General features: G+C 59.5%; 21 protein-coding genes. 5 read left to right on the top strand and 16 right to left on the bottom strand.

Annotated features, from left to right (window positions below):
* Window positions 1–27: 27 nt before the first annotated feature.
* Together QNH97_RS03290 and QNH97_RS03285 are read right to left on the bottom strand one after the other, a co-directional pair.
* A complete protein-coding gene (locus QNH97_RS03290) occupies window positions 28–1,377 on the bottom strand; it encodes a GntT/GntP/DsdX family permease (RefSeq protein ID WP_283555586.1) in 1,350 nt (449 codons plus the stop codon).
* 49 nt (window positions 1,378–1,426) lie between these two features.
* Window positions 1,427–1,714, bottom strand: a complete 288-nt coding sequence (locus QNH97_RS03285; RefSeq protein ID WP_283555585.1) for a hypothetical protein — start codon at window positions 1,712–1,714, stop codon at window positions 1,427–1,429.
* Here QNH97_RS03285 and QNH97_RS03280 point away from each other — a divergent pair.
* Entirely contained in the window at window positions 1,713–3,158 is a 1,446-nt protein-coding gene (locus QNH97_RS03280) for a SulP family inorganic anion transporter (RefSeq protein WP_283555584.1), read from the top strand. The two genes, QNH97_RS03285 and QNH97_RS03280, sit on opposite strands and share 2 nt — an antisense overlap.
* Before the next feature lie 107 nt (window positions 3,159–3,265).
* Here QNH97_RS03280 and QNH97_RS03275 read toward each other — a convergent pair whose 3' ends face one another.
* Complete coding sequence (locus tag QNH97_RS03275; protein WP_283555583.1) at window positions 3,266–4,174, bottom strand: LysR family transcriptional regulator; 909 nt, start codon at window positions 4,172–4,174, stop codon at window positions 3,266–3,268.
* Between the two features lie 187 nt (window positions 4,175–4,361).
* Complete coding sequence (gene mdaB / locus QNH97_RS03270; protein ID WP_283555582.1) at window positions 4,362–4,952, bottom strand: NADPH:quinone oxidoreductase MdaB; 591 nt, start codon at window positions 4,950–4,952, stop codon at window positions 4,362–4,364.
* Between the two features lie 197 nt (window positions 4,953–5,149).
* On the opposite strand from mdaB, the gene QNH97_RS03265 reads away from it, so the two are divergent.
* Window positions 5,150–5,464 carry a putative quinol monooxygenase gene (locus QNH97_RS03265; RefSeq protein WP_283555581.1) on the top strand — a complete coding sequence of 105 codons (315 nt, stop codon included), beginning with the start codon at window positions 5,150–5,152 and terminating at the stop codon, window positions 5,462–5,464.
* Here the strand turns inward: QNH97_RS03265 and QNH97_RS03260 are convergent.
* The gene (locus tag QNH97_RS03260; protein ID WP_283555580.1) at window positions 5,454–6,218 is read right to left on the bottom strand and encodes a sulfite exporter TauE/SafE family protein; all 765 of its coding nucleotides are present in this window, start codon (window positions 6,216–6,218) and stop codon (window positions 5,454–5,456) included. The genes QNH97_RS03265 and QNH97_RS03260 overlap by 11 nt on opposite strands.
* 204 nt (window positions 6,219–6,422) lie before the next feature.
* Between QNH97_RS03260 and QNH97_RS03255 the strand changes: the two genes are divergently transcribed.
* Window positions 6,423–7,304: a LysR substrate-binding domain-containing protein gene (locus QNH97_RS03255; RefSeq protein ID WP_283555579.1), complete on the top strand. Its 882-nt coding sequence runs from the start codon at window positions 6,423–6,425 to the stop codon at window positions 7,302–7,304.
* A gap of 97 nt (window positions 7,305–7,401) precedes the next feature.
* Window positions 7,402–7,746, top strand: coding sequence for a cupin domain-containing protein (locus QNH97_RS03250; RefSeq protein WP_024781087.1), 345 nt, complete (start codon window positions 7,402–7,404; stop codon window positions 7,744–7,746).
* 74 nt (window positions 7,747–7,820) lie between these two features.
* On the opposite strand, the gene gntB is transcribed toward QNH97_RS03250, so the two are convergent.
* The 8 genes from gntB to QNH97_RS03210 all read right to left on the bottom strand — a co-directional run bounded on the left by gntB (window position 7,821) and on the right by QNH97_RS03210 (window position 17,400).
* Entirely contained in the window at window positions 7,821–8,807 is a 987-nt protein-coding gene (gene gntB, locus QNH97_RS03245; RefSeq protein WP_283555578.1) for a guanitoxin biosynthesis L-arginine gamma (S) hydroxylase, read from the bottom strand.
* A 197-nt stretch (window positions 8,808–9,004) separates the two neighbouring features.
* Entirely contained in the window at window positions 9,005–10,120 is a 1,116-nt protein-coding gene (locus QNH97_RS03240; protein WP_283555577.1) for an aminotransferase class V-fold PLP-dependent enzyme, read from the bottom strand.
* Window positions 10,121–10,123: 3 nt separating this feature from the next.
* The gene (locus QNH97_RS03235) at window positions 10,124–11,332 is read right to left on the bottom strand and encodes an MFS transporter (RefSeq protein ID WP_283555576.1); all 1,209 of its coding nucleotides are present in this window, start codon (window positions 11,330–11,332) and stop codon (window positions 10,124–10,126) included.
* Window positions 11,329–12,633, bottom strand: coding sequence for a hypothetical protein (locus QNH97_RS03230; protein ID WP_283555575.1), 1,305 nt, complete (start codon window positions 12,631–12,633; stop codon window positions 11,329–11,331). Before QNH97_RS03230 ends, QNH97_RS03235 begins: the two co-directional genes overlap by 4 nt.
* Window positions 12,630–13,691 (bottom strand): threonine aldolase family protein, encoded by a 1,062-nt coding sequence (locus QNH97_RS03225; RefSeq protein ID WP_283555574.1) that lies wholly within the window; start codon window positions 13,689–13,691, stop codon window positions 12,630–12,632. Before QNH97_RS03225 ends, QNH97_RS03230 begins: the two co-directional genes overlap by 4 nt.
* An 11-nt stretch (window positions 13,692–13,702) precedes the next feature.
* Complete coding sequence (locus QNH97_RS03220; protein WP_283555573.1) at window positions 13,703–14,665, bottom strand: proline dehydrogenase family protein; 963 nt, start codon at window positions 14,663–14,665, stop codon at window positions 13,703–13,705.
* Window positions 14,666–14,975: 310 nt separating this feature from the next.
* A complete protein-coding gene (gene mmsB, locus QNH97_RS03215; RefSeq protein WP_283555572.1) occupies window positions 14,976–15,863 on the bottom strand; it encodes a 3-hydroxyisobutyrate dehydrogenase in 888 nt (295 codons plus the stop codon).
* A gap of 10 nt (window positions 15,864–15,873) precedes the next feature.
* A complete protein-coding gene (locus tag QNH97_RS03210; RefSeq protein WP_283555571.1) occupies window positions 15,874–17,400 on the bottom strand; it encodes a CoA-acylating methylmalonate-semialdehyde dehydrogenase in 1,527 nt (508 codons plus the stop codon).
* A 139-nt stretch (window positions 17,401–17,539) separates the two neighbouring features.
* Between QNH97_RS03210 and QNH97_RS03205 the strand changes: the two genes are divergently transcribed.
* Window positions 17,540–18,487: a LysR family transcriptional regulator gene (locus tag QNH97_RS03205; protein WP_123417360.1), complete on the top strand. Its 948-nt coding sequence runs from the start codon at window positions 17,540–17,542 to the stop codon at window positions 18,485–18,487.
* Here QNH97_RS03205 and yfiB read toward each other — a convergent pair.
* Genes yfiB through yfiR form a run of 3 tightly spaced genes read right to left on the bottom strand, consistent with a single transcriptional unit; the run spans window position 18,484 to window position 20,831 of the window.
* Window positions 18,484–18,987, bottom strand: a complete 504-nt coding sequence (gene yfiB, locus QNH97_RS03200) for an outer membrane lipoprotein YfiB (RefSeq protein WP_283555570.1) — start codon at window positions 18,985–18,987, stop codon at window positions 18,484–18,486. The genes QNH97_RS03205 and yfiB overlap by 4 nt on opposite strands.
* A 3-nt stretch (window positions 18,988–18,990) precedes the next feature.
* Window positions 18,991–20,259, bottom strand: coding sequence for a diguanylate cyclase DgcN/YfiN (gene dgcN, locus QNH97_RS03195; protein ID WP_283555569.1), 1,269 nt, complete (start codon window positions 20,257–20,259; stop codon window positions 18,991–18,993).
* On the bottom strand, window positions 20,256–20,831 hold the full coding sequence (gene yfiR / locus QNH97_RS03190; protein ID WP_283555568.1) for a regulatory sequestration protein YfiR: 576 nt from the start codon (window positions 20,829–20,831) through the stop codon (window positions 20,256–20,258). The genes dgcN and yfiR overlap by 4 nt, the downstream gene beginning before the upstream one ends.
* Between the last annotated feature and the right edge of the window lie 91 nt (window positions 20,832–20,922).

Here is a 20,922-nt window from a genome sequence, read left to right as displayed (position 1 = left end):
GACGGCTCCTGTGAAGTTGCGGTGCGCTCAGAGCAAGCGCGCAAGGCCGAGGGTCAGGCCAAACGCGACCACGGAGATCAGCGTTTCGAGCACAGTCCAGGTCTTGAAGGTTTGGGCAACGGTCATATTGAAGTATTCCTTGATCAGCCAGAAGCCGCCGTCGTTGACGTGGGAAAAGATAACCGACCCGGCGCCGGTGGCCAGCACCAGCAGTTCGGGATGGGGATAACCCAGGCCGATCGCCACGGGCGCGACGATGCCCGAGGCCGTGGTCATCGCCACCGTGGCCGAGCCCGTAGCGACGCGCATCAGTGCAGCGAACAACCAGCCCATGACCAGCGGTGACAACTGGAATTCCTGGGCCAGGCCGACAATCTGTTGCGTGACCCCGGCGTCCACCAGAATCCGGTTCAAACCACCGCCAGCGCCCACCAACAAGGTGATACTGGCGGTCGGTGCCAGGCATTCGTTGGTGAACTTGAGGATCGACTCACGGTTGAAGCCTTGGGCCAGGCCTAGGGTCCAGAAGCTGAGAATAGTGGCCAGCAGCAAGGCGATCACCGAGTTGCCGATGAACTGCAGGAACTGGTTGAAACCGCTGCCGGGCGTGGAAATCAGGTTGGCCCAGCCGCCGATCAACATCAGTACCACCGGCAGGAGAATCGTCCCCAGGGTGATGCCGAAACCCGGCAGCCTGGCGCGCGGCTCGCGATCGAGAAACTGCCGCTCCAGTGGGTTATCGGCCGGTAGTTGGATGCGCGGCACGATGAATTTGGCATACAGCGGACCGGCGATGATCGCGGTGGGGATGCCGATCAGGATCGCGTACAGCAAGGTCTGCCCCACCGAGGCCTGGAACGCTTGCACCGCCAGCATCGCCGCCGGATGTGGCGGCACCAGGGCATGGACCACCGAAAGCCCGGCGACCATCGGCAACCCCACCATCAGGATCGACACGCCTACCCGCCGGGCGATGGTGAACGCGATGGGCACCAGCAATACAAACCCGACTTCGAAGAACAATGGCAGCCCGACCAGAAAGGCGATGCACACCATCGCCCAGTGGGCGTTGCGCTCGCCGAAGCGCTCGATCAGCGTCTGCGCCATCCGCTCTGCCCCGCCGGACTCGGCCATCATCTTGCCGAGCATCGTCCCCAGGGCGACCACCAGCGCGATGTGCCCCAGCGTCTTGCCGACACCCGCCTCGTACGCCCCCACCACGCTTGACGGCGGCATCCCGGCCAGCAACGCCAGGCCGATGGACACCAGCGTAATCACGATGAACGGATTGAGCCGATAACGGGCGATCAGAACGATCAATGCAATGATGGCGATGGCCGCGTAGACCAACAGCCAATAACCGAAAGCAGGTGCCATGCGTTACTCCTCAAATGGGGTCACGTCGATGTGTTGTGAAACTCATAAATCATTTCGACGGAGAATCTTCAAACGCACTGAAAGTAATTTTCGTACACAGACAAGAAATGTCGCTGACGGACATCGCGACACGGCGTTGATGAAAATTCAGCGCAAGACTTTCATTGCCTTTGTGGCGAGAGAGCTTGCTCCCGCTGGGCTGCGCAGCAGCCCCAACTTCATCAACACAATGACCAACGGCTGGCCGCCCCGCCCTCAATTCCGTACCATCCGCCTCTGTTTTTGCACCACGCACCCGGCAGCCGACACTCAACCGCTGCCCAGTCAGGTAAACCATGAAACCAGCACGCCTTCGCGCCGACGCCCTCGCCGGCCTTACCACGTCTTTCGCCTTGCTACCCGAATGCATCGCCTTCGCCCTGGTGGCCCACCTCAATCCGCTGATGGGGCTGTACGGCGCATTCATTATCTGCACCCTGACCGCACTGTTCGGCGGACGCCCGGGCATGGTGTCGGGCGCGGCAGGTTCGATGGCGGTGGTGATCATCGCGCTGGTGGTGCAGCACGGTGTGCAGTACCTGCTGGCCACCGTGCTGTTGGGCGGGCTGATCATGCTGGCGTTCGGGTTGTTGCGGCTGGGTAAGCTGGTGCGGATGGTGCCGCACCCGGTGATGCTCGGCTTCGTCAACGGCCTGGCGATTGTCATTGCGCTGGCCCAGCTGGAGCATTTCAAGATTGGTGAGGCATGGCTGAGCGGCGTCCCGCTGTACCTGATGGCCGGCCTGGTGGCGCTGACCATGGCCATTGTCTACCTGCTGCCGCGCCTGACCCGCAGCGTGCCGCCGGCCCTGGTGGCGATCCTCGGCGTCGGCCTGGCGGTCTACCTGCTCGGCCTGCCGACCCGGACGCTGGGCGACATGGCCCACATCGCCGGCGGCTTGCCGGCCTTTGCCTGGCCGGACATTCCCTGGAACCTGGAAACCCTGCAGATCGTGGCGCCCTATGCGGTGATCATGGCGATGGTCGGCCTGCTGGAAACCCTGCTGACCCTGAACCTGACCGATGAAATCACCCAAAGCCGCGGTTATCCGGACCGTGAGTGCGTGGCACTGGGCGCGGCCAATATTGCCTCCGGGCTGTTCGGCGGCATGGGCGGTTGCGCCATGATCGGCCAGACGGTGATCAACCTCAGCTCAGGCGGGCGCGGGCGCTTATCCGGTGTCGTGGCCGGGGTGATGGTGTTGCTGTTCGTGTTGTTCCTGTCACCGCTGATCGAGCGCATCCCGCTGGCCGCACTGGTGGGGGTGATGTTCGTGGTGTCGCAGCAGACGTTTGCCTGGGCCTCGCTGCGGGTGATCAACAAGGTGCCGGTGAACGATGTGCTGGTGATTATCGCAGTGACAGTCATCACGGTGTTCACCGACCTGGCCGTCGCCGTGCTCTGCGGCATTGTCATTGCGGCACTCAACTTCGCCTGGCAACAGGCCCGGGCGCTGTACGCCGACACGCACCTGGAGGCCGACGGCAGCAAACTCTATCGCCTGCACGGCACACTGTTCTTCGCCTCGACGACGCCGTTCCTCAACCAGTTCGACCCGACCAACGACCCCGCCCTGGTGACCCTGGACTGCCGCCACCTGAGCTTCGTCGACTACTCGGCCATCGCCGCGCTGAAGACCTTGCGTGAACGCTACAGCAAGGCCGGCAAGCACCTGCGGGTGTTTCACCTGTCCGAACGCTGCAAGCAGATGCTCAAGCGGGCGGGCGAACATCACGACTGAGCTTTATGCCTGCCCACAAACCTTTGTGGAGCGAGCTTGCTCGCGATAGCGGTGTATCGGTCAGCGCAAAGGTTGCCTGGCACTCCACTTTGCCTTGAAGTCACGAATCAGCCCTTGTCCCGCGAGGCGTATTCGGCGAGCTTGCCCTGGATAAAGTCCAGGAAGCACTGGATCCGCAACGCCAATTGCGAGTTGCGGTAGTACACCGCATTGATTGGCTGGCGGTATCCGCTGTTGGCGTCGGCCAGCAGCACCTTCAACCGACCGGTCTGGATGTCGTCGCGGGTCATGAAATCCGACAGGCAGGCGATGCCCTGCCCTTGCAGCGCCAGGTGGCGAACGGTCTCGCCGCTGGACGCGCTGATGGCCGCTTGGATCGGCCAGCGATCCCCGTGCATGTGCCGCAGCGGCCACTGATTGAGCCCCTCGTTCTGGGCAAACCCCAGCAGCGCATGACCTGCGAGCTCGGCGACGCTTGAAGGCGTGCCGTGCTGCTGCAGATAAGTCGGGCTGGCCAGGATGTGCAAGGGGCTGCACCCCAGGGACCGGGCATGCAGCGTCGAGTCAGTGAGGGTCCCGATGCGAATGGCGATATCAGTGCTTTGCTCCAGCAGATCGATGATCAGGTCGTTGCTGTTGAGTTCGAGCTGGATGTCCGGGTAGAGCCGGCGGAACTCCTCGATATGCGGGACGATGGCGTGCAGCATGAACGGTGACGCGGCGTTGATCCGCAAGCGTCCTGCGGGATTTTTCTGACGGGACGACAAGCGCTCCTCCAGCGCCTCCATTTGGTCGAGGATGCCCTTGGCCTGCTCGAAGAAATACTTGCCCTCTTCGGTCAGGTCCATGCGTCGGGTGGTGCGGTTGATCAGCGTGGTATCGAGCTTGGCCTCCAGGCGCGACAATGTGCGACTGACCGCCGACGGCGTCTGCCCGACCTGCTCGGCGGCGGCGGAGATGGATCCGCATTCGATCACGCAGACGAAAATCTGCAATTCGTCGGATCTGGCTTTCACGGGTGTCCTCTCATGGAATGCAATTCAATGTGGTAAGGGAGCTTTTGTGGCGAGGGAGCTTGCTCCCGCTCGGGCGCGCAGCGGCCGCCTTTTTTGGGGCTGCTTCGCAGCTCAGCGGGAGCAAGCTCCCTCGCCACATAGATGTCTTGCCACAGATGCCTTCAGGTAGATCCCGATACTAGCCGGATTACCGCGAAAGGCCGAACACCTCGCGCAAATGCTGCTCATACCGCACCACATCGGCCTCGATGTTCGGGCGCTTCATCACGTCCACGCACAGGAAAGTCGGCAGGCCGGTCATGCCCAGGAACTGGTTCGCCTTGTGAAACGGGAAGTACACCGCGTCCACGCCCTTGGCTTCGAAGAAGTCGGTCGGGTCGTCGAAGGCTTGCTGCGGGGCGTTCCAAGTCAGGGACAACATGTATTGCTTGCCCTGCAACAGACCACCGCTGCCGTACTTCTGCGACGCGTCGGAGCGGGTGCGGCCGTCGCTGGCGTAGAGGCTGCCGTGGCCTTCAGTAAAGACTTCGTCGATGTACTTCTTGACGGTCCACGGCGCGCCCATCCACCACCCGGGCATCTGATAAATGATCACGTCGGCCCAGAGAAACTTGGCAACTTCTTCCTCGACGTCGTAGCCGCCGTCGATGAACGTGGTTTTCACATCGTAACCGCCTCGGTCCAGAACGCTGAGGGCAGCGTCGTGCAGGGTTGCGTTATAGCGACCGTCGGAATGAGCGAATTGCTTACCGCCGTTGAGCAGCAGGACTTTTTTCATGGGGAGCCTCATCGGGTTCCATGGCGTTTGCCGTTGAACGGCTGCCGAATGGAAAGGTTGAAAACGATGGAGGCAGAGTACCGATGAGTTTCGCGCGGAATAAGCATCAGAATGGCAAAACTGATTTGACCTATACGCACGAATCAACAGCTTATTGTTGCCGTAGGATTCACCTGAATTTTATTTCAGGAGGCCCCATGAGCCAATTGCACGGTTTCATCCTTCACGCCAAGACCCGTCCGGAAAAAGCCGAAGCCTTCGAAGCGCTGTTTCGTGCCTATGTCGAGCCAAGCCGAGCCGAGCCCGGCTGCATCGAATATCACATGCTGCGGGACCAGCAAGACCCGACGCTGTTTATCTTCTATGAGATCTGGGCATCCCAGGCGCACCTGGATGTGCATTCGAACCTGCCGCACATGAAGCGGTTCTTTGAGCAGCGCATGGATTACCTGGAGCGTGATTTCGAAATCCGCCGCGTCGACATGCTCAGCCCATCGTCGGCTAGCCGCTGATCAGCAGATGGCCGCCGAGCACGCCGAGGCCAATGAAAAATGCCCGTTTGAACAACACGGCGCTGATCCGTTGACGCAACCATTGCCCCAGCCACATCCCCAGCAGCGCCGGTATCAGCGCCAGCATCGAAGCGCTCAATTCGCCACCACCCAGTGCGCCGCGCCACAGCAGGCCGGCCGCCAGCGCCAGTGTCGAAACGGTGAATGACAGGCCCAGGGCTTGCACCAGTTCATCCTTGCTCAAGCCCAGGGCTTGCAGATAGGGCACCGCCGGAATCACGAACACACCAGTGGCTGAGGTGATGATGCCGGTGAGCAGTCCGCAGAGCGGGGCCAGCCAGGACTCAGCATGGGCAGCGACCCGCAACGTTGGCAGGAACAACCCACTCAGCGCATACAGCAACAACGCCCCGCCCAAGGCCCGCACCACCCAGGCCCCTCCCGTCATGCCGATCCACAGCGTACCTAGGCCGGTACCGATGAAAATCGCCAGCAGCAGCGGCCACAGACGCCGGACCAATGTTTGCAGATGGCCGCCAAAAGCCAGTTGCCAGACGTTGGTCAGGGTCGCCGGAATGATCAGCAGCGCCGCAGCCTGCGTCGGTGCCATAGCCAGCCCGAGCAAACCCATGGAAATGGTCGGCAGGCCGAGGCCAATCACGCCCTTGATGGTGCCGGCCAGCAGGAAGGTGCCGATGACCAGCAGGGAAAGGGCCAGCCCGAGGTCTTGATAGAATGCGATGAGTGTATTCATGGCGCTATCGTGAGCGTTTCGAGGCGAGTTGGATATCTGCCATATACTGAGGGTGCCTCTCTCTCAGCAAGAGGCTTAGAACTTGTCGATGCTATCGCGAGCAAGCTCGCTCCCACATTTGAAATGCGATCCCCTGTGGGAGCGAGCTTGCTCGCGATAGCGATGCATCAGTCACTACAGAAACCGGCACAGGATCACCCGCTCATGCACTTCGACTTCACCGACCTGCGCCTCTACCTGAGCATCCTCGACACCGGCAACATCACTGCCGGTGCGGCGCGCAGTCATTTGTCCCTGGCAGCGGCCAGTGCGCGAATCCGCGCCATGGAGGCATCCCTGGGCATCGGCTTGCTTGAGCGCGGCCGGCGCGGCGTCACCCCCACGCCGGCCGGCAAGGCCCTGGCGCAACATGCCCGGGTGTTATTGCAACACGCCGAGCACCTGCAACAGGATCTGGCCGAGTACGCCCAGGGCGTCAAAGGCCAGGTACGGCTGTTGTGCAACACCAGCGCCATGACCGAATACCTGCCCGAACTGCTGGCCGGTTTCCTCAAGGACCACTCCAACCTGGATATCGACCTGCAGGAATTGCCCAGCTCACGAATCACCCATGCGTTGCGTCAGGGCACGGCGGACCTGGGGATCGTTTCCGACGCGGTCGATACCGATGGTCTTCAGACCTGGCCGTTTCGCGACGATCCGCTGGTCTTGATCCTACCGTCCGGACACCCTTTGGCTGACGGCCGAGCGCTGAGTTTCAGCGAAACCCTCAGCCACGATTATGTCGGCCTGAACGCTTCCAGTGCCTTGGCCATCTACCTCGAAGAACAGGCGCTGCACACCGGCCTGCGCATGCAAATCCGCATTCGCGCCGACGGTTTCGACGGGGTGATTCGCATGGTGGCCCACGGCGCAGGCATCGCCATCGTGCCGAAAGCGGCCATCGCCCGGCGCCCGCCCGAACCTGCGTATCAATGCGTCCCGCTGCGGGAGGCCTGGGCACACCGGGCGTTGCTGCTATGCGCCCGCAACTTCGAAGGTTTGCCGGCCTACGCCAAGGCCCTGGCTCGGCATCTGGCCGGGTGATGCGCGCTTCTGGATAGCCGAGTGTCGAGTACAGACATCTATCCGCTCATGCGCCGCGTTAGGGTGCCTGTTCTCTTCTGCCCCTTTCGGAGCTCACATGACCGCACCCATCACCGTCCTGCGCGATACCCACCCGCTGCCCGTACTCGACGCCTGCAAATGGGAAAAACTCGAAGGCGACCCGCACACCGTCAACCTCAACGCCTACACCAGCGAAGACGGCAGTAAGATCATGGGCACCTGGATCTGCACACCCGGCAAATGGTATGTGGAGTATGTGAAGTGGGAATACTGCCATTTCCAGGAAGGCTACTGCATCATCACCCCGGAAGGCATGGAACCGATCCATCTGCGCGCCGGCGACATCTTCGTCATCGAGCCAGGCATGAAAGGTACCTGGGAAGTGGTCGAGACTGTGCGTAAGTACTTCGTCTTCGCCTGACGCTCCCTGATACGACTTTGGCCGATGCGCTGTGCTCACAGGCAACCCCGAGCACAGCGCAATAGGCCCGCCCGCTACGCCGTCACGTTAACGGTGCTGATCTTACCGCTTCGATACGCCTCGAATATCTGATGGATACTGGATCGGGCGTCCCCTTTCGCGGTGAAAATGCCGCCGCAGCCGCGATTGGCTGCCGCGTAGCTCTCGTCCTCCATCAATATCTGGTGCGTCTGTTTCAGATTCCAGAACGGTACGCCGGCAAACAGGTGGTGCGTCAGATGGTAGTTATCGCCATGCATGCCGATAAACAATCGTTCGATCAGCGTCGGGAAACGATTGCGCGTCAGCTTTACCTCATCCTCGTACACACCGAACATGCCGAAGTGCTCGGAAATCTCGGAGAGCCAGCCAATCACCTGGAATACCGTGAAGTAAGGGATCAACCAGAACAAAACATAGCCCCACGGGCCGACGAAGTAGCTGAAGAGCAGCAGGATTGCGCCATGCACCGCCAGCAGTTTCACGCCCTGTAAGGGACTGGCCAAGATACTCCCTGCACGGTTCTTTACCAGGTAGAGGAAATACTTGTAGGTATTGACCAGCGTGACGCTCCTGAACAGATGGCGAACCAGGAAATCCAGACGGTCCTGAGCCTGGTACAGGCCAGACTCGATATAGAAACGGTGGTCGGGGTCCTTCTGCTGGTCACCCAAATGGTGATGATGCATCTGCACATGGGATCGACGATAGGCTTCATAGTCCTGGAAGATGGGATAGGCCAGCAGGTACTCACCGACCCATTTGTTAAGTGTCTTGTTTTGAGCCAGGGTCATATGCGCCGCCTCGTGCAGAAGCGAGGCCAACGCCCGCTGCCGGGAACCAATGAACAGCAATGCCAGCGGATACAGAACGTTATAGCGACTGGCCAGAAATACCGCCGAAGCCATGACGAGCAAGTCTGCGCAAAGAGCAAGCAGCCAGTGCCAATTGTCTTTTTTATAAAGAGGACGCAAGCGCTGCCTTAGTTCAGCAGAAGGGTTAAACCTGTTGACATCGTTCATCGAAATTCCCTTTCGTAACTCGAAGTGATAAATACAGACGGCAAACGCCTGTACAGCCTTAATTATTTTTCCAAACAATTAGTGCAGACCACTGCCGCAGACGGTCACCTGCCAGCACCCTATGCACATTCCATTGCGACAAACCGCACGACATAGACTTTTTACTTTTATTTAACTGCAGTTCGACGCTTGTTCATTCATAACTCGGAAAGTAACGAGATAAACTCATCCACCTCCCGGGGGCTATTCCTGGCATTAATTGAAACGCGCACAAAGCGCTCAGGCCCGTGCTTCAACATGAAGTACGGCGTATGCGCAGCATATCCCGGCCAACAATTGACACCCCGGGCGCGCAAACGACTGACAATGTCTGTCGCCGAATAGCGCTCATGGGTAAACGCGATGATGCCCTGACGGTGAGTACCCGGCGCAATCAAGTTGACGCCGGGGGTCTGTGCCAGACGGCGCAACAGCGTTTGATAGAGCTCGGACTCCGTCCCATAGGCGCTCGACAAGCGCTCTTTGATCGCCTGGTTCAAACCCACCACGGCCGCATTGTTACGCTCGGCGTATTCAAAACCCCGGGCATCTTCAATCCCCCGCGTGACAGCCCCGGATGCATCAACCGTGGCCCGGCTCAAGTCAGTGAAACGCGGCTGCACGGTGGCCAGGAAACGATCGGATAGATAGGCAAACCCCGTTCCTCTCGGCCCGCACAGGAACTTTCTGCCCGCAGCCGTCAACACATCGCAGCCAACGGCGCGCACGTCCAGCGCCAGCATGCCGGCCGATTGGCAGGCATCGACAAAATACAGGCTGGGGTAGTCGCGCAAGATATGCCCCACCGCCTCGATATCATTCACGATGCCACAGCAAGAAGGGACATGGACGATCGAGACCAGCTTGACCTCGGCGCTCATGTGCCGGGCCAGCCATTGCAGATCGAGGTTTCCATCGGCCAGCAGCGGCATCACTTCAACCACCACGCCGTACAGTCGCTGCAAGGTTGCCAGTGCGATCAGGTTGCCCGCGTACTCGTAGGGCGTGACCAGGACACGGGCGCCTTCGGACCAGCTCAACGCCTCCAACGCGGTTACCCAGGCCTTGGTCGCGCCATCAAAAAGCGCCACATTACGTGCATCGGCGCCCAGCAGCCGGGCAATGTTGTCATAGACCTCAACGTCCAGGACCGAGGCGTGATTCAATTCGGTTTCATAGGCTCCCGACTCAAACTCTTCCTGCAGATAACCTTGCATCAGGCTCAGCGTCTCGCTGGACATAAGCCCCGAACCCGCCGTATTGAAGTGAATCATCAATCACCTCTCGCCTCTTGAACCCAGGAAATAAAACCCGCTGGCCACGACAACACACAGGGACAACAGGTAGAACATGGCTTGAGGTGCATAGAGTGATAGCGCGACACCGCATAACACCGGCCCCAGCGCCGCTCCCAGGTTGGACAGGTTTTGCGCACCGTAGTACACGCCGCGCATATCCTCCGGGGCGATGTAGTCGATGAACAGGTATTCCACCGGGATAATAATGATTTCGCCCACGGTGAAAACGATCATCGCCAAGGCCCAGACAACCGGGGTCTGTGCGTAACAAAAGCCCATCAGACCGATCACGAAGAACAGCATGCCCAGCATTAACATCCGGAACAGATTGCTCTGATTGATCCTGGAGCCGACCATGTATTGCAAACCAATGACCACGCAAGCGTTGGTGGTGACCAGATAGTTGATGATGGTGTAAGTGTTCTCCGGGGTACTGGTCACGATCAGGTATTGCGACAGGTAGGCCGTAAACTGACCAAACACGACGGCACTGAGAATGCCCCCGATGGTGAAACAGACCAGCTTGTAGTTACGCACCAAGTGGACCAGCACACGGACGAAATCGTTATTAGGCCGCCCTACGCTTTCGCCCCGGGGAAGTCGCTCGCCCACCACGCTGTACAGCACCACAAAAGCCACCCCAATCAGCGCCGAGACCGCAAACGGGAGGCCGGGACTGATTTTCGCGCACAGCACTCCCAGGAAGGGCCCGATGGCATAACCGACATTGGTCAGCGTGTACTTCATGGAAAACACGCGTCCCCGCTTGTCCGCCGTCACCAGGAAACCGATCCCCGACTTCACCGCGATATCGATCACCGCATAGGCAAGATTGACCACCACGATGGCGATGATGAACGGCACCAGACTGGCGACCTGATACGCCACGGCAAAGGCCAAGGCAAACAGCGTGGCGGCGCCGAGCAGGATCCGGTAGTTGGAAAACCTGTCCACCAGGAAACCGCCATAGACACCCAGGAGGGAACTGACGATCAACGCGCCGCCCACCACCAGACCGATATCAGTGACTCCCAGACCAAAAGCCTGGGAGAAATAAACCACCAGATAAGGCAACGCCAGCGCCCGGGCAACGGTCAGGATAAACGTCGCCGACAGCAGCAGGACCACGGGCCTCGTATACACCTTGACCCCGCCCTGCACCGCCAACTCTCCTGGCACGTCGTTCATGCCAGCATTTCCCGGTAGATGCCGGGCTCGTCCTCGCGCAGCAACTCGATGCTTTTCTGAATAGCCGCACGGTCGCTGTCGAGAATGAACACATGCCCCGGGCAGTTTTCCAGGGAAACGGTTTCCTTGAGCGTACCCTCATCCTGGATCTTGATGCTGTGTACCCCAGGGATCGTTTTCCACCGAGCGAGGTTCGGCGCTTGCTTGATCGGCCCAGCCTGTCGAGCGATCAGAAACACACAACTGGAATGGAAGTAGAGCCTGTTTCTCGGTCGTTGACGGTAATCGAAAAAGGACTGGGGGTTGACCAGCGAATCGATCCACAGGCTCAACTGGTTATGCCCCAGGGCCCGCGTATAGGCCGACAGGTCAATACCACCGGGCATGCGTGCCGCTGTTTCAAGCAACACCGGTTCATCATCGACAATCATCAGTTCACTGTGGCCAACGCCCTGCCGGATGCCAAGTGCATCAAGCACGGAAAAAATGTAGTGCGACAGACGACTGTAGACATCGGCATTGTCCACCGGACACATCAGTTGGTTGTAGTCATGCACGGGCGAATCACCGATTCGGGTGCGGTACACCCGGATGATTTCGCTGACATAATGCTGGCCGTCGACACTCACGGTGTTAACGCAGTATTCAATGTCCACATCACTGGATTTGCTCGCCGACAATTCGGACTTGAAGTCCGAATTATTCAGATACTGCTGGACCAGAATTTCCTCGTTGCTTTCGAGAAAAAGATTGCGGCTCGACTTGATCACCTCGAAAGCCTGTGCAACCTGGCTTTCCTGCGTGCAGATATGAATATTATCGGAGCCGGCACTTTTGATCGGCTTCAATACCACGGGCAGGATTTTCTGCTCTTTTATCCAGTCCTGAATCGCTACCAGCGAATCCGATTTGAAATGTTTGATCGAGCGCACGCCAGAGCGCTGCAGGGCTTCATGCATTTCAAATTTGTCGCGCCAACGAATGGCGTGGGCCGGGTCATTACGGCGTGGAACATTGAATACGCCGGCCAGATGAGCAGTCAGTTCGACGCCAAACTCGCAACCGGCCAGGACGAACTGCACGGAATACTCGGACAACGCCTGACGCAGCTCGGCGTCCGAGCTGTACAGAATATCCTTGATAAAGTCGGCCGGACGGAACCAGGATTTGTAGAACTCGTTGACACTGGCGGTGGAACGCAGGTGGACGCATTCAAACCCACGGGAAATGAACGCGGGCGCGATAAGGCTGCCGGTCGAGTAGGCGTCCACGACCAACACGATGTTTTTCTTATAGATCACTTGACCGCCTCCCGGGCCTGACTGAGTTCCCGGACGGTATCCTTGATAATACCAACGGCTTTATAGATATCGTCGCGGGTAATGTTGATATGCGGCATGAAGCGCATTTCCCTGGCGTTATATGGCAAGCCGCCCACGCCTTTCTCGCGCAAATGAGCTGCGAACTGCACCGGGGCAATGCCCAGCGAGGCAATGTCCAGAGTGACCATGTTGGTGCCCTTGTAGCGTGCCGGCGCCTCGTCGATGTCGTTGAGCAACCGGTACAGCAATGCCGCGTGCTCATGGTCTTCGACCAGCCGCTCGATGTGGTTTTGCATCGCATAAAGCCCGGCCGCCGCCATCATGCCGGCCTGGTGCAGGTCGCCGCCGAACCATTTGCGGTATTTCTTGGCGCGCAGTATCAGTTCCTGCGAGCCCACCATGATCGAACCGATCGGTGCTCCCAGGCCTTTTGACAGGCACATGGACAAGAGGTCAGCGTTGTCGGTGTAGGACGTCACGTCAATGCCGGAAGCAATCGACGCATGGAGAATCCGGGCACCGTCGAGATAACGATAGGCACCGATATCCTTGGCATACATAAAGACATCGTTCATTTGCTGCAAAGGAAAGACTGCACCGCCTTTACACCCGAGTGTGTTTTCAATCACCACCACCCGTGGCAGCGCATAGTTCTGGCTCCAGCGGCATTTGGAGGCATGGAGCTTTTCCAGGTCGCTGACGTCGAACAGGCCGTTGTCGTGGTTGGAAAGTGAAAAGTTGACCCCTGAAAAGGCCGACGTCGAGGCGGACTCATAGAAATTGATGTGGTACGAGGCGTCCAGGAATATCTCGTCGCCCGGGTTAGTCAGGGCCTTGATTGCCAACTGGTTGCTCAAGGTGCCGCCCGCGGTGAACAGCGCCGCTTCCTTCTGGAAGTAGGTGGCACAGTACTCCTCCAGCGCACGCACGGTCGGGTCTTCACCGAAGCAATCATCACCCACTTCTGCCTGGTAAATCGCCTTGCGCATGCCTTCCGTTGGCTTGGTCACCGTATCGCTTCTGAGATCGATAAACATGAGTTGCTCCGTTAGTAACCTGCGCCAAAGACAATGCGAGAGGGGTCGTAGAAGTCCGCCAGGGCTTCAAGAACGTTCTCGGGCGACTCCGCGAGTCGATGCAGAAAATGCAGGTACCAGCTGTCGCCATAAACCGCCGCGATACGACAAGCCAGCCCCGCCTCTTTGGCTTTGCGCAATGTCTCGGGTTGCACACCGTGGAGCATTTCCAGTTCTTGGATCTGCGAATGGTAACCCTGGTCGAAAATGCGCTTGATCAGGTTGGGATCCTGCGTGGCGCAACTGACCGGAACCCTGGCCTCGAGGATGGCGGCGAGTAAATTCAAGTAACGCTCATCCAGCTCGGCACCCCGGGGGAGGGCTATTTCACGGGCTTCGTTATAGACGCCCTTGACCAATCTAATCTTACGACCATAACCAATGATTGCAGGTAAATCATCAATCGTTCGATGCAAGTGTGCTTGTACGGTGAGGCCGACATTGGCGTGATCAGGTGCCAACTTGGAATACACTTCCAGGATCTTATCGACCGCCGAAGAGTGCTCCATGCTGATCATTACGGAAATATTATGTTCTGCGGCAGCCGACAAAAGGGTAGTGGCATTGTGATAGGCAGTTTCCTGGGAAATGAGCATTCCCACTGCACTTAAATCGAAGCCCAATTGCGGAGTTAATCCAGCCTTTGAGAAAGACTGGATAGCGGCGAGGTATTCATCAACGAAGGACTGTACAACGCGCGGGTCATGGTTCTCCTCGCCGACATATTCCACGCCGAGTTGATAGCCTTTGGCGCGGAGCAACTGCAGCTTGTCAGTAAGCCCTGCTCGATCCGAGGAAATGATATAGCGGTGAGCGGCCTGCTCAAATAACCTGAAGAACAACGAGTCTTTGCTGAAGGCGTCCCGACATTCCTGATTCAGGGCCAACTTTTTAAGGCCGGCAGTCGTAAGTACGCATGTTTCCTGCGAGGGCATGGGTATCGCTCCTTGATAAGTAGTGCTCGTCCTGAGCCGCGAGTATTGTGCAACAAGTTTCTTCTGTCAAGGCACCACAACTATAACAACTCGTTATTACTCACGACGTTTCATATATATGAAAAATCAGAAATGTTCAGGACGAGTCCATATATTAAATAGGGTTTATTACAGCTTCGCTAATCTTGCCCAACTCTTTTATTTCCTGCGGCGGCAACGCAATCTTTAACCACAAACGCGGCTTACGCCGCGTCTGACCGGTTCAATCCGCACATCGCCGCAGAGGAGCGCTTCGCTCAATGCCCACGTGTTATTGAGGCTTGCGATAGCTGTTAACGATCGCCGAAAAATCCTTGCCTCCCTCACCCCGCTGGCTCATCGCCTGGTACAACTGCTGGGCCACCGCCCCCAGCACCACCGGCTGATGGACCTGCCGCGCGGCTTCGGTGGCAAGGCCCAAATCCTTGAGCATCAGGTCCGCACCGAAACCACCGGTATAGCCGCGAGAAGCTGGCGCCGTTTCGATCACGCCGGGCCATGGGTTGTAGGTGTCCGAGCTCCAGCAACGGCCCGTTGAACTGTTGATGATGCCCGCCAACACCTGGGTGTCGATCCCCAGCGCATCGCCCAGGGCCATGGCTTCGCTGACGCCCACCATGGAAATCCCCAGCAGCAGGTTGTTGCAGATCTTGGCGATCTGCCCGGTGCCGACTTCGCCGCAATACACGATGTTACGGCCCATTTGCGCCAGTACCGGTTGCAAGGTGGCGAACAGCTCGGCCGTGGCACCGACCATGAAGGTCAACGTGCCGGCCGCCGCACCGCCGGTGCCGCCCGAGACGGGGGCGTCGGCCATCGCCACGCCTTGCCTGGCGGCAGCGGCGGCGACATCGCGAGCGGTCTGTGGGTCGATGGTGCTGCAATCCACCGCTGGCGTGCCGGCGGCAATGCCCGCCAGCACACCATCTTCACCCAGCCAGACGCTGCGCACATGCGCGGCGGCTGGCAGCATAGTGATCACCAGCGCAGCACCCTGGGCCGCGTCACGAGGCGAGGCGCTGATGGTGCCGCCCAAAGCTGCCAACTCGGCCAACACCGTCTGATTCAGGTCGAACAGGTTCAGCGAATGGCCGGCCTTGAGCAGGTTGCGCGCCATGGGGGCGCCCATGTTGCCAAGGCCGATAAATGCGATGTTCATGTCCGGCTCCTTAACGCAGATTGATGGTGGTGTTCACACCGTCGTTGACGCTGTCATCGTCGAACCAGCGCGCGGTAACGGTCTTGGTTTGAGTGTAGAACTGCACCACTTGTTTGCCGTACGGGCCGAGATCGCCGAGTTTCGAACCCCGGGAGCCAGTGAAGCTGAAAAACGGCACCGGCACTGGAATCGGGATGTTGATCCCCACTTGGCCGACATCGATTTCGCTCTGGAATTTGCGCGCCGCCGCACCGCTCTGGGTGAACAGGCCCGTGCCATTGCCAAACGGGTTGGCGTTGACCAGGGCAATCGCCTCGGCCAGGGTGTCGACTTCCAGCACCACCAGCACCGGGCCGAAGATTTCTTCGGTGTAGATACGCATGTCGGTGGTCACGCCGGAAAACAGGGTCGGACCAACGAAGTTGCCCTGCTCAAAACCCGGCACACGGATGTCACGGCCGTCGAGTTCCAGCTTGGCACCTTCTTTCACGCCACTCTCGATCAACTCAAGGATCCGCGCCTTGGCCCGCTTCGAAATCACCGGGCCGACGTCTGTGCCCGGCTCGCTGCCCGCGTTGACCTTGAGCTTCTGCGCCAGGGCCTTGATCTCCGGTAGCCATTGCTTGGCAGCGCCCACCAGCACCACCACGGAGGTGGCCATGCAACGCTGGCCCGCCGCGCCGAAACCGGCCCCGACCAGGGCGTTGAGGGTTTGTTCGCGATTGGCGTCCGGCAACACCACCGCATGGTTCTTGGCGCCCATCATCGACTGCACGCGCTTGCCATGGCGACCCGCCAGGTCATACACGTGGGTGCCGACGGCGGTCGAGCCGACGAAGGAAACCGCCTTGATGTCCTTGTGAGTGCACAGCGCATCTACCACGTCCTTGCCACCATGCACCACATTGAGCACGCCCGCAGGCACGCCAGCCTCGATGGCCAGCTCCACCAGCAGCATGGTCGACAGTGGGTCCTGTTCCGACGGTTTGAGCACGAAGGTGTTGCCGCAGGCGATGGCCATCGGGAACATCCACAGCGGAATCATCGCCGGGAAGTTGAACGGGGTAATGCCCGCGCACACACCAATCGGCTGACGCAACGTGTAGGTATCCACGCCACCGGCAACGTTCTCGGCAAACTCGCCCATTTGCAGGGTGCCGATGGAACACGCGTGCTCGACCACTTCCAGCCCACGGAAAATATCACCCTCGGCATCCGCGATGGTTTTGCCCTGTTCGGCGCTGAGGACGACGGCGATACGTTTGGAATGCTCGCGAATCAACGCCTGGAGCTTGAGCATGATGCGCATCCGCGCGCCGATGGGCGTCAGTTTCCAGGTCTGGAAAGCACGCTGGGCGGCGGCGATGGCGGCATCGACTTCCGATGCCGTGGCGAACGGAACCTTCGCCAACACCTGCTGGGTGGCCGGGTTGACGATGTCGTGCCATTCGCTGGACTGGGATTCGACCCACTCGCCGTCGATCAACAGTTTGACGGTTTGCAGGGCGGTGTCACTGGGCGTAAGGGAAACGTTCATGCTGGCCTCCGGGAATTGTTCTTATAGAGCGCGCTGGTTCAGCAGAGACCAAGGCGCACAGACGCCTTGGTGATGAGACGGTTTTTGGAGTATAGATGTGCAAACTTCTAATAAGAACGCACATAAAAACCGGTCCATCATGCAAAAAAACATCACCTCCCTGGGGTCGCTGAATTGGGACGACCTCAAGTTCTTCCTTGAAGTGGCCCGCACCCGCAAGGCCAGCACGGCGGCCAAGCGCCTGGCCGTCGACTACACCACGGTGTCGCGACGCATCAGCTCGCTGGAAGCTTCGTTGGGCACGCTGCTGTTCGAAAAATCCCGGACCAACGGTTTTATCCTGACCGCTGAAGGCCAGCGCTTGCTGGGTTACGCCGAGTCGATCGAAAGTACCCTGCACATGGCCTGCGAACAGGTTTCAGGCTCGGGGGTCGCACTGTCCGGCCACGTGCGCATGGGCTGTACCGAAGGTTTCGGCAGCTTCTTCATCACCCCGCAATTGAGCCACTTCGTCGATGCCTACCCAGCCATTTCGGTGGACATCCTGCCGCTGCCGCACTTCATCAGCCTGTCCAAGCGCGAAGCCGACATCGTCATCGCCCTCGAACGCCCCGAACATGGCCCGTACGTGTGCTGCAAATTGTGTGACTACCGGCTACAGCTCTACGCCACCCAGCACTACCTGGACAGTCACCCGCCCATCCAGCGACCGGCAGACCTGAGCAAGCATTCGTTCATCAGCTATGTGGACGACCTGGCGTTCAGCTCCGAGCTGCTCTACCTGGCTAACGTACTGCCCGGCGCCAACGCGCATCTGCGCAGCACCAGCGTGATCGCTCAATTCGTGGCGGCGCAGCAAGGGCGGTCACTGGCCATCCTGCCGTGCTTCCTCGCCGCCCAGGATCCCCGCCTGCTGCCGGTGTTGCCGGAGGAGATCACCGTCACCCGGCAGTTCTGGATGTACTGCCGGGAGGACTTGAGAAAGCTCAAGCGGATTACGTTGTTGTGGGATTACATCCGCCAGGTGACTGAACAGAACCAACCGCTGCTGATGGGGGATAGCCGGGAAATGGTGTTCGCCGATTAGTCGGCGATGACCACGATGGCGACGCGACGGTTTTCGGTACGCCCGTCGACCGTGTCGTTGGAGGCGACCGGCCTGCTGCTGCCGAGGCCGCGCGACTGAACGTTTTCTTCGCGCATGCCTACACCGATCAATACCTTGCTCACGCTGTTGGCCCGACGTATCGACAGTTGTTCGTTATAGGCTTGAGAGCCCGACGCGTCGGTATGTCCATCGATCCGCACCCGCTCGATGCCGGCCAGCAACAGCGCCTTGCCGATGCGCTCGACGATTTCGGTGCTGGCCGGGTTCAGGTTTTCCACATCGCTGCCAAACAGCACCTTGCCCGACAGACCGAAGGCCCAGCCTTCGTCAGTCAATTCGAACCCTTGCTGCTTGAGTACGGCAATTTGCGCCGGGGTAAGCCCTTTCTGCGGTGCCGTCTGGCAACCGGTCAGGGCCAGGACGGCGATAAACAGAACTGCAGCGAACCGCTGCAGGAAACGTTGGGGATATACACGCACGCGTCAGCTCCTGGTTTGAAGATCAACGGCGGAATGTTCCAACTCCGCCGTGTGTTGGCCGCCTCGAGCGAGGCGTTTGGCTTGGTACATCGCCGCGTCGGCGGCATTGAGCAAGGCGCCCGGAGTGGCGCCATGATCGGGGTAAACGGCAATGCCGATACTGAGGGACGTCAGGACTGAGGCATTGCCCGGCAATTGAATCGGCATCTCCATGCTGGCGATGATTTTCTCGGCGATACGCTCGGCATCGTCGGTGCTGTGCAGCGGTGTCAGCAGCACGGCGAATTCGTCGCCTCCCAGACGCGCCACCAGGTCATCCTCACGCAACTGCGCCCTGACCCGCGTCGCCACCGCCGTCAGCACCGCATCACCGGCCGCGTGGCCGAAATTATCATTGATGCCCTTGAACCGATCACTGTCCAGGTACAGCACCGCCACTTGCTCATCGTGTTTGCTGGCATTGCGCAAGGCACGGATCAACCGGCCTTCGAAGAACGCCCGGTTTGGCAACCCGGTCAGGCTGTCGTGACTGGCTTGGTGAGCCAGGGTTTCGTTCTCGCTTTGCAGGTGGGTCTGCCAGGATTCCAATTCGTCGAGCAGGGCGTTGAAGTCATTGCCCAGATTATCCAGTTCGGCGATGGCAGCCGGCGGCACGCGCCGGTCGAGGGCACGCTCGCTGCGGGCCGCGTGGGCCACCTCGGCCAGGCTGCGCAACGGCCCGGTGATCGCCCGCAACTGACGCCGCGCCAGATACAACGCCACCCAGGCGCTCACCGCCGTGCACAAAATGATCCCTGCCAGACCGCTGAGCAAAAAGCGAAACAGGCTACCGCCATGCCCCGCCAGCACAATGCTGCCGATGCTCTCTCCTTGATGCACGATCGGCAGGCTGATGGGTTTTTCCAAAAACGCCTTGGCGATGTGCATTTCCAACTCTGACAATAATCCGGTTTCCGGACGCTGCCAGCGCGCCAACAAGCGGCCGTGCTCATTGAATACCTGGGCATCGGCGACTTCCTCGGTGGAGGCAATCAAGGCCAGCGCTTCGGTGGCCGCCGCTGCGTCATCGAACACCACGGCCGCTTCCACGGTGTAGTTGATCGAGCGGGCGATCAGGTGCAGGTTGTGGTCGGCATAGACCCGCAATGCAAGCACGCCGAGCAGGGTCAGGGAAACACTGGCCATGGTGATTGCCACCAATGCGACGATCAGGTGGCCGCGACCGATGACCGAACCCAAGGTGGGACGGATCCGGGATTTGGACAGGCTCATGGTGCTGGCGGCCTGCGACGGGAGAGCTGCAGGACGCTCGGATGGATACGTACGCCGCTGCGCGCTACCGAGTCGAGATTGACCTCGAACGAAACCTGTTCATCGCCGACCCGCAGACAAAACAGACTACCCACCGTGCACTGGTCGCCGCCTTCGCTGATGCTCAGCACAGGCTGGCCGATCAGGGAGGCGAACAGCCGGGAGCGCTCGTCGCTGGTCAGCCTGCCAATGTAGACGGCGTTGCAGTCAGTGGCGATATCGGGATGATCGGCCAGTAGCCGTTGCACGCTCACCGGCCGTCCAGTGGCCTGTGTTGTGCCCTTGACCAGGTCGTCGGTGTATTGGGTCGGCCCGACGATACACAGTTGCAATTGTGTCGGTTCCACAGGCCAGCGCGCGTAGCTAAGAATTCCCAATACAACCTGAGTCACCGCTTCAGCGCGCTGCTCGGCCTGGGTTGTGGATGCCTGATCCTGGGCAACGACGATGGGCGACAGTAAACACAGAAGGCCGGCAAGCAGAAAATGCCTCCAGCCCTTGCTGCGCACTGCCTCCCGTACAGGCACTTCCATGGAAATCTCTTGATCCAAGCGTTAAGTGCCGGAACGATAGCACAGTGCCAAAAAGCCAGCGAGACAGCGTGTTCCATAGACTTGCGGGCGA

This window comes from Pseudomonas sp. G2-4 (assembly GCF_030064125.1).
GTDB lineage: Bacteria > Pseudomonadota > Gammaproteobacteria > Pseudomonadales > Pseudomonadaceae > Aquipseudomonas.
Note: the sequence above shows the minus strand (reverse complement) of the source record. Positions and strands in the feature narration are given on the sequence as shown.

What these genes read in the sequence shown, in the direction of transcription:
- QNH97_RS03290 (WP_283555586.1), bottom strand. Translation starts at nt 1,377, where the DNA reads ATGGCACCTGCTTTCGGTTATTGGCTGTTGGTCTACGCGGCCATCGCC.
- QNH97_RS03280 (WP_283555584.1), top strand. Translation starts at nt 1,713, where the DNA reads ATGAAACCAGCACGCCTTCGCGCCGACGCCCTCGCCGGCCTTACCACG.
- QNH97_RS03285 (WP_283555585.1), bottom strand. Translation starts at nt 1,714, where the DNA reads ATGGTTTACCTGACTGGGCAGCGGTTGAGTGTCGGCTGCCGGGTGCGT.
- mdaB (WP_283555582.1), bottom strand. Translation starts at nt 4,952, where the DNA reads ATGAAAAAAGTCCTGCTGCTCAACGGCGGTAAGCAATTCGCTCATTCC.
- QNH97_RS03265 (WP_283555581.1), top strand. Translation starts at nt 5,150, where the DNA reads ATGAGCCAATTGCACGGTTTCATCCTTCACGCCAAGACCCGTCCGGAA.
- QNH97_RS03260 (WP_283555580.1), bottom strand. Translation starts at nt 6,218, where the DNA reads ATGAATACACTCATCGCATTCTATCAAGACCTCGGGCTGGCCCTTTCC.
- QNH97_RS03255 (WP_283555579.1), top strand. Translation starts at nt 6,423, where the DNA reads ATGCACTTCGACTTCACCGACCTGCGCCTCTACCTGAGCATCCTCGAC.
- QNH97_RS03250 (WP_024781087.1), top strand. Translation starts at nt 7,402, where the DNA reads ATGACCGCACCCATCACCGTCCTGCGCGATACCCACCCGCTGCCCGTA.
- gntB (WP_283555578.1), bottom strand. Translation starts at nt 8,807, where the DNA reads ATGAACGATGTCAACAGGTTTAACCCTTCTGCTGAACTAAGGCAGCGC.
- QNH97_RS03240 (WP_283555577.1), bottom strand. Translation starts at nt 10,120, where the DNA reads ATGATTCACTTCAATACGGCGGGTTCGGGGCTTATGTCCAGCGAGACG.
- QNH97_RS03235 (WP_283555576.1), bottom strand. Translation starts at nt 11,332, where the DNA reads ATGAACGACGTGCCAGGAGAGTTGGCGGTGCAGGGCGGGGTCAAGGTG.
- QNH97_RS03225 (WP_283555574.1), bottom strand. Translation starts at nt 13,691, where the DNA reads ATGTTTATCGATCTCAGAAGCGATACGGTGACCAAGCCAACGGAAGGC.
- QNH97_RS03220 (WP_283555573.1), bottom strand. Translation starts at nt 14,665, where the DNA reads ATGCCCTCGCAGGAAACATGCGTACTTACGACTGCCGGCCTTAAAAAG.
- mmsB (WP_283555572.1), bottom strand. Translation starts at nt 15,863, where the DNA reads ATGAACATCGCATTTATCGGCCTTGGCAACATGGGCGCCCCCATGGCG.
- QNH97_RS03210 (WP_283555571.1), bottom strand. Translation starts at nt 17,400, where the DNA reads ATGAACGTTTCCCTTACGCCCAGTGACACCGCCCTGCAAACCGTCAAA.
- QNH97_RS03205 (WP_123417360.1), top strand. Translation starts at nt 17,540, where the DNA reads ATGCAAAAAAACATCACCTCCCTGGGGTCGCTGAATTGGGACGACCTC.
- dgcN (WP_283555569.1), bottom strand. Translation starts at nt 20,259, where the DNA reads ATGAGCCTGTCCAAATCCCGGATCCGTCCCACCTTGGGTTCGGTCATC.
- yfiR (WP_283555568.1), bottom strand. Translation starts at nt 20,831, where the DNA reads ATGGAAGTGCCTGTACGGGAGGCAGTGCGCAGCAAGGGCTGGAGGCAT.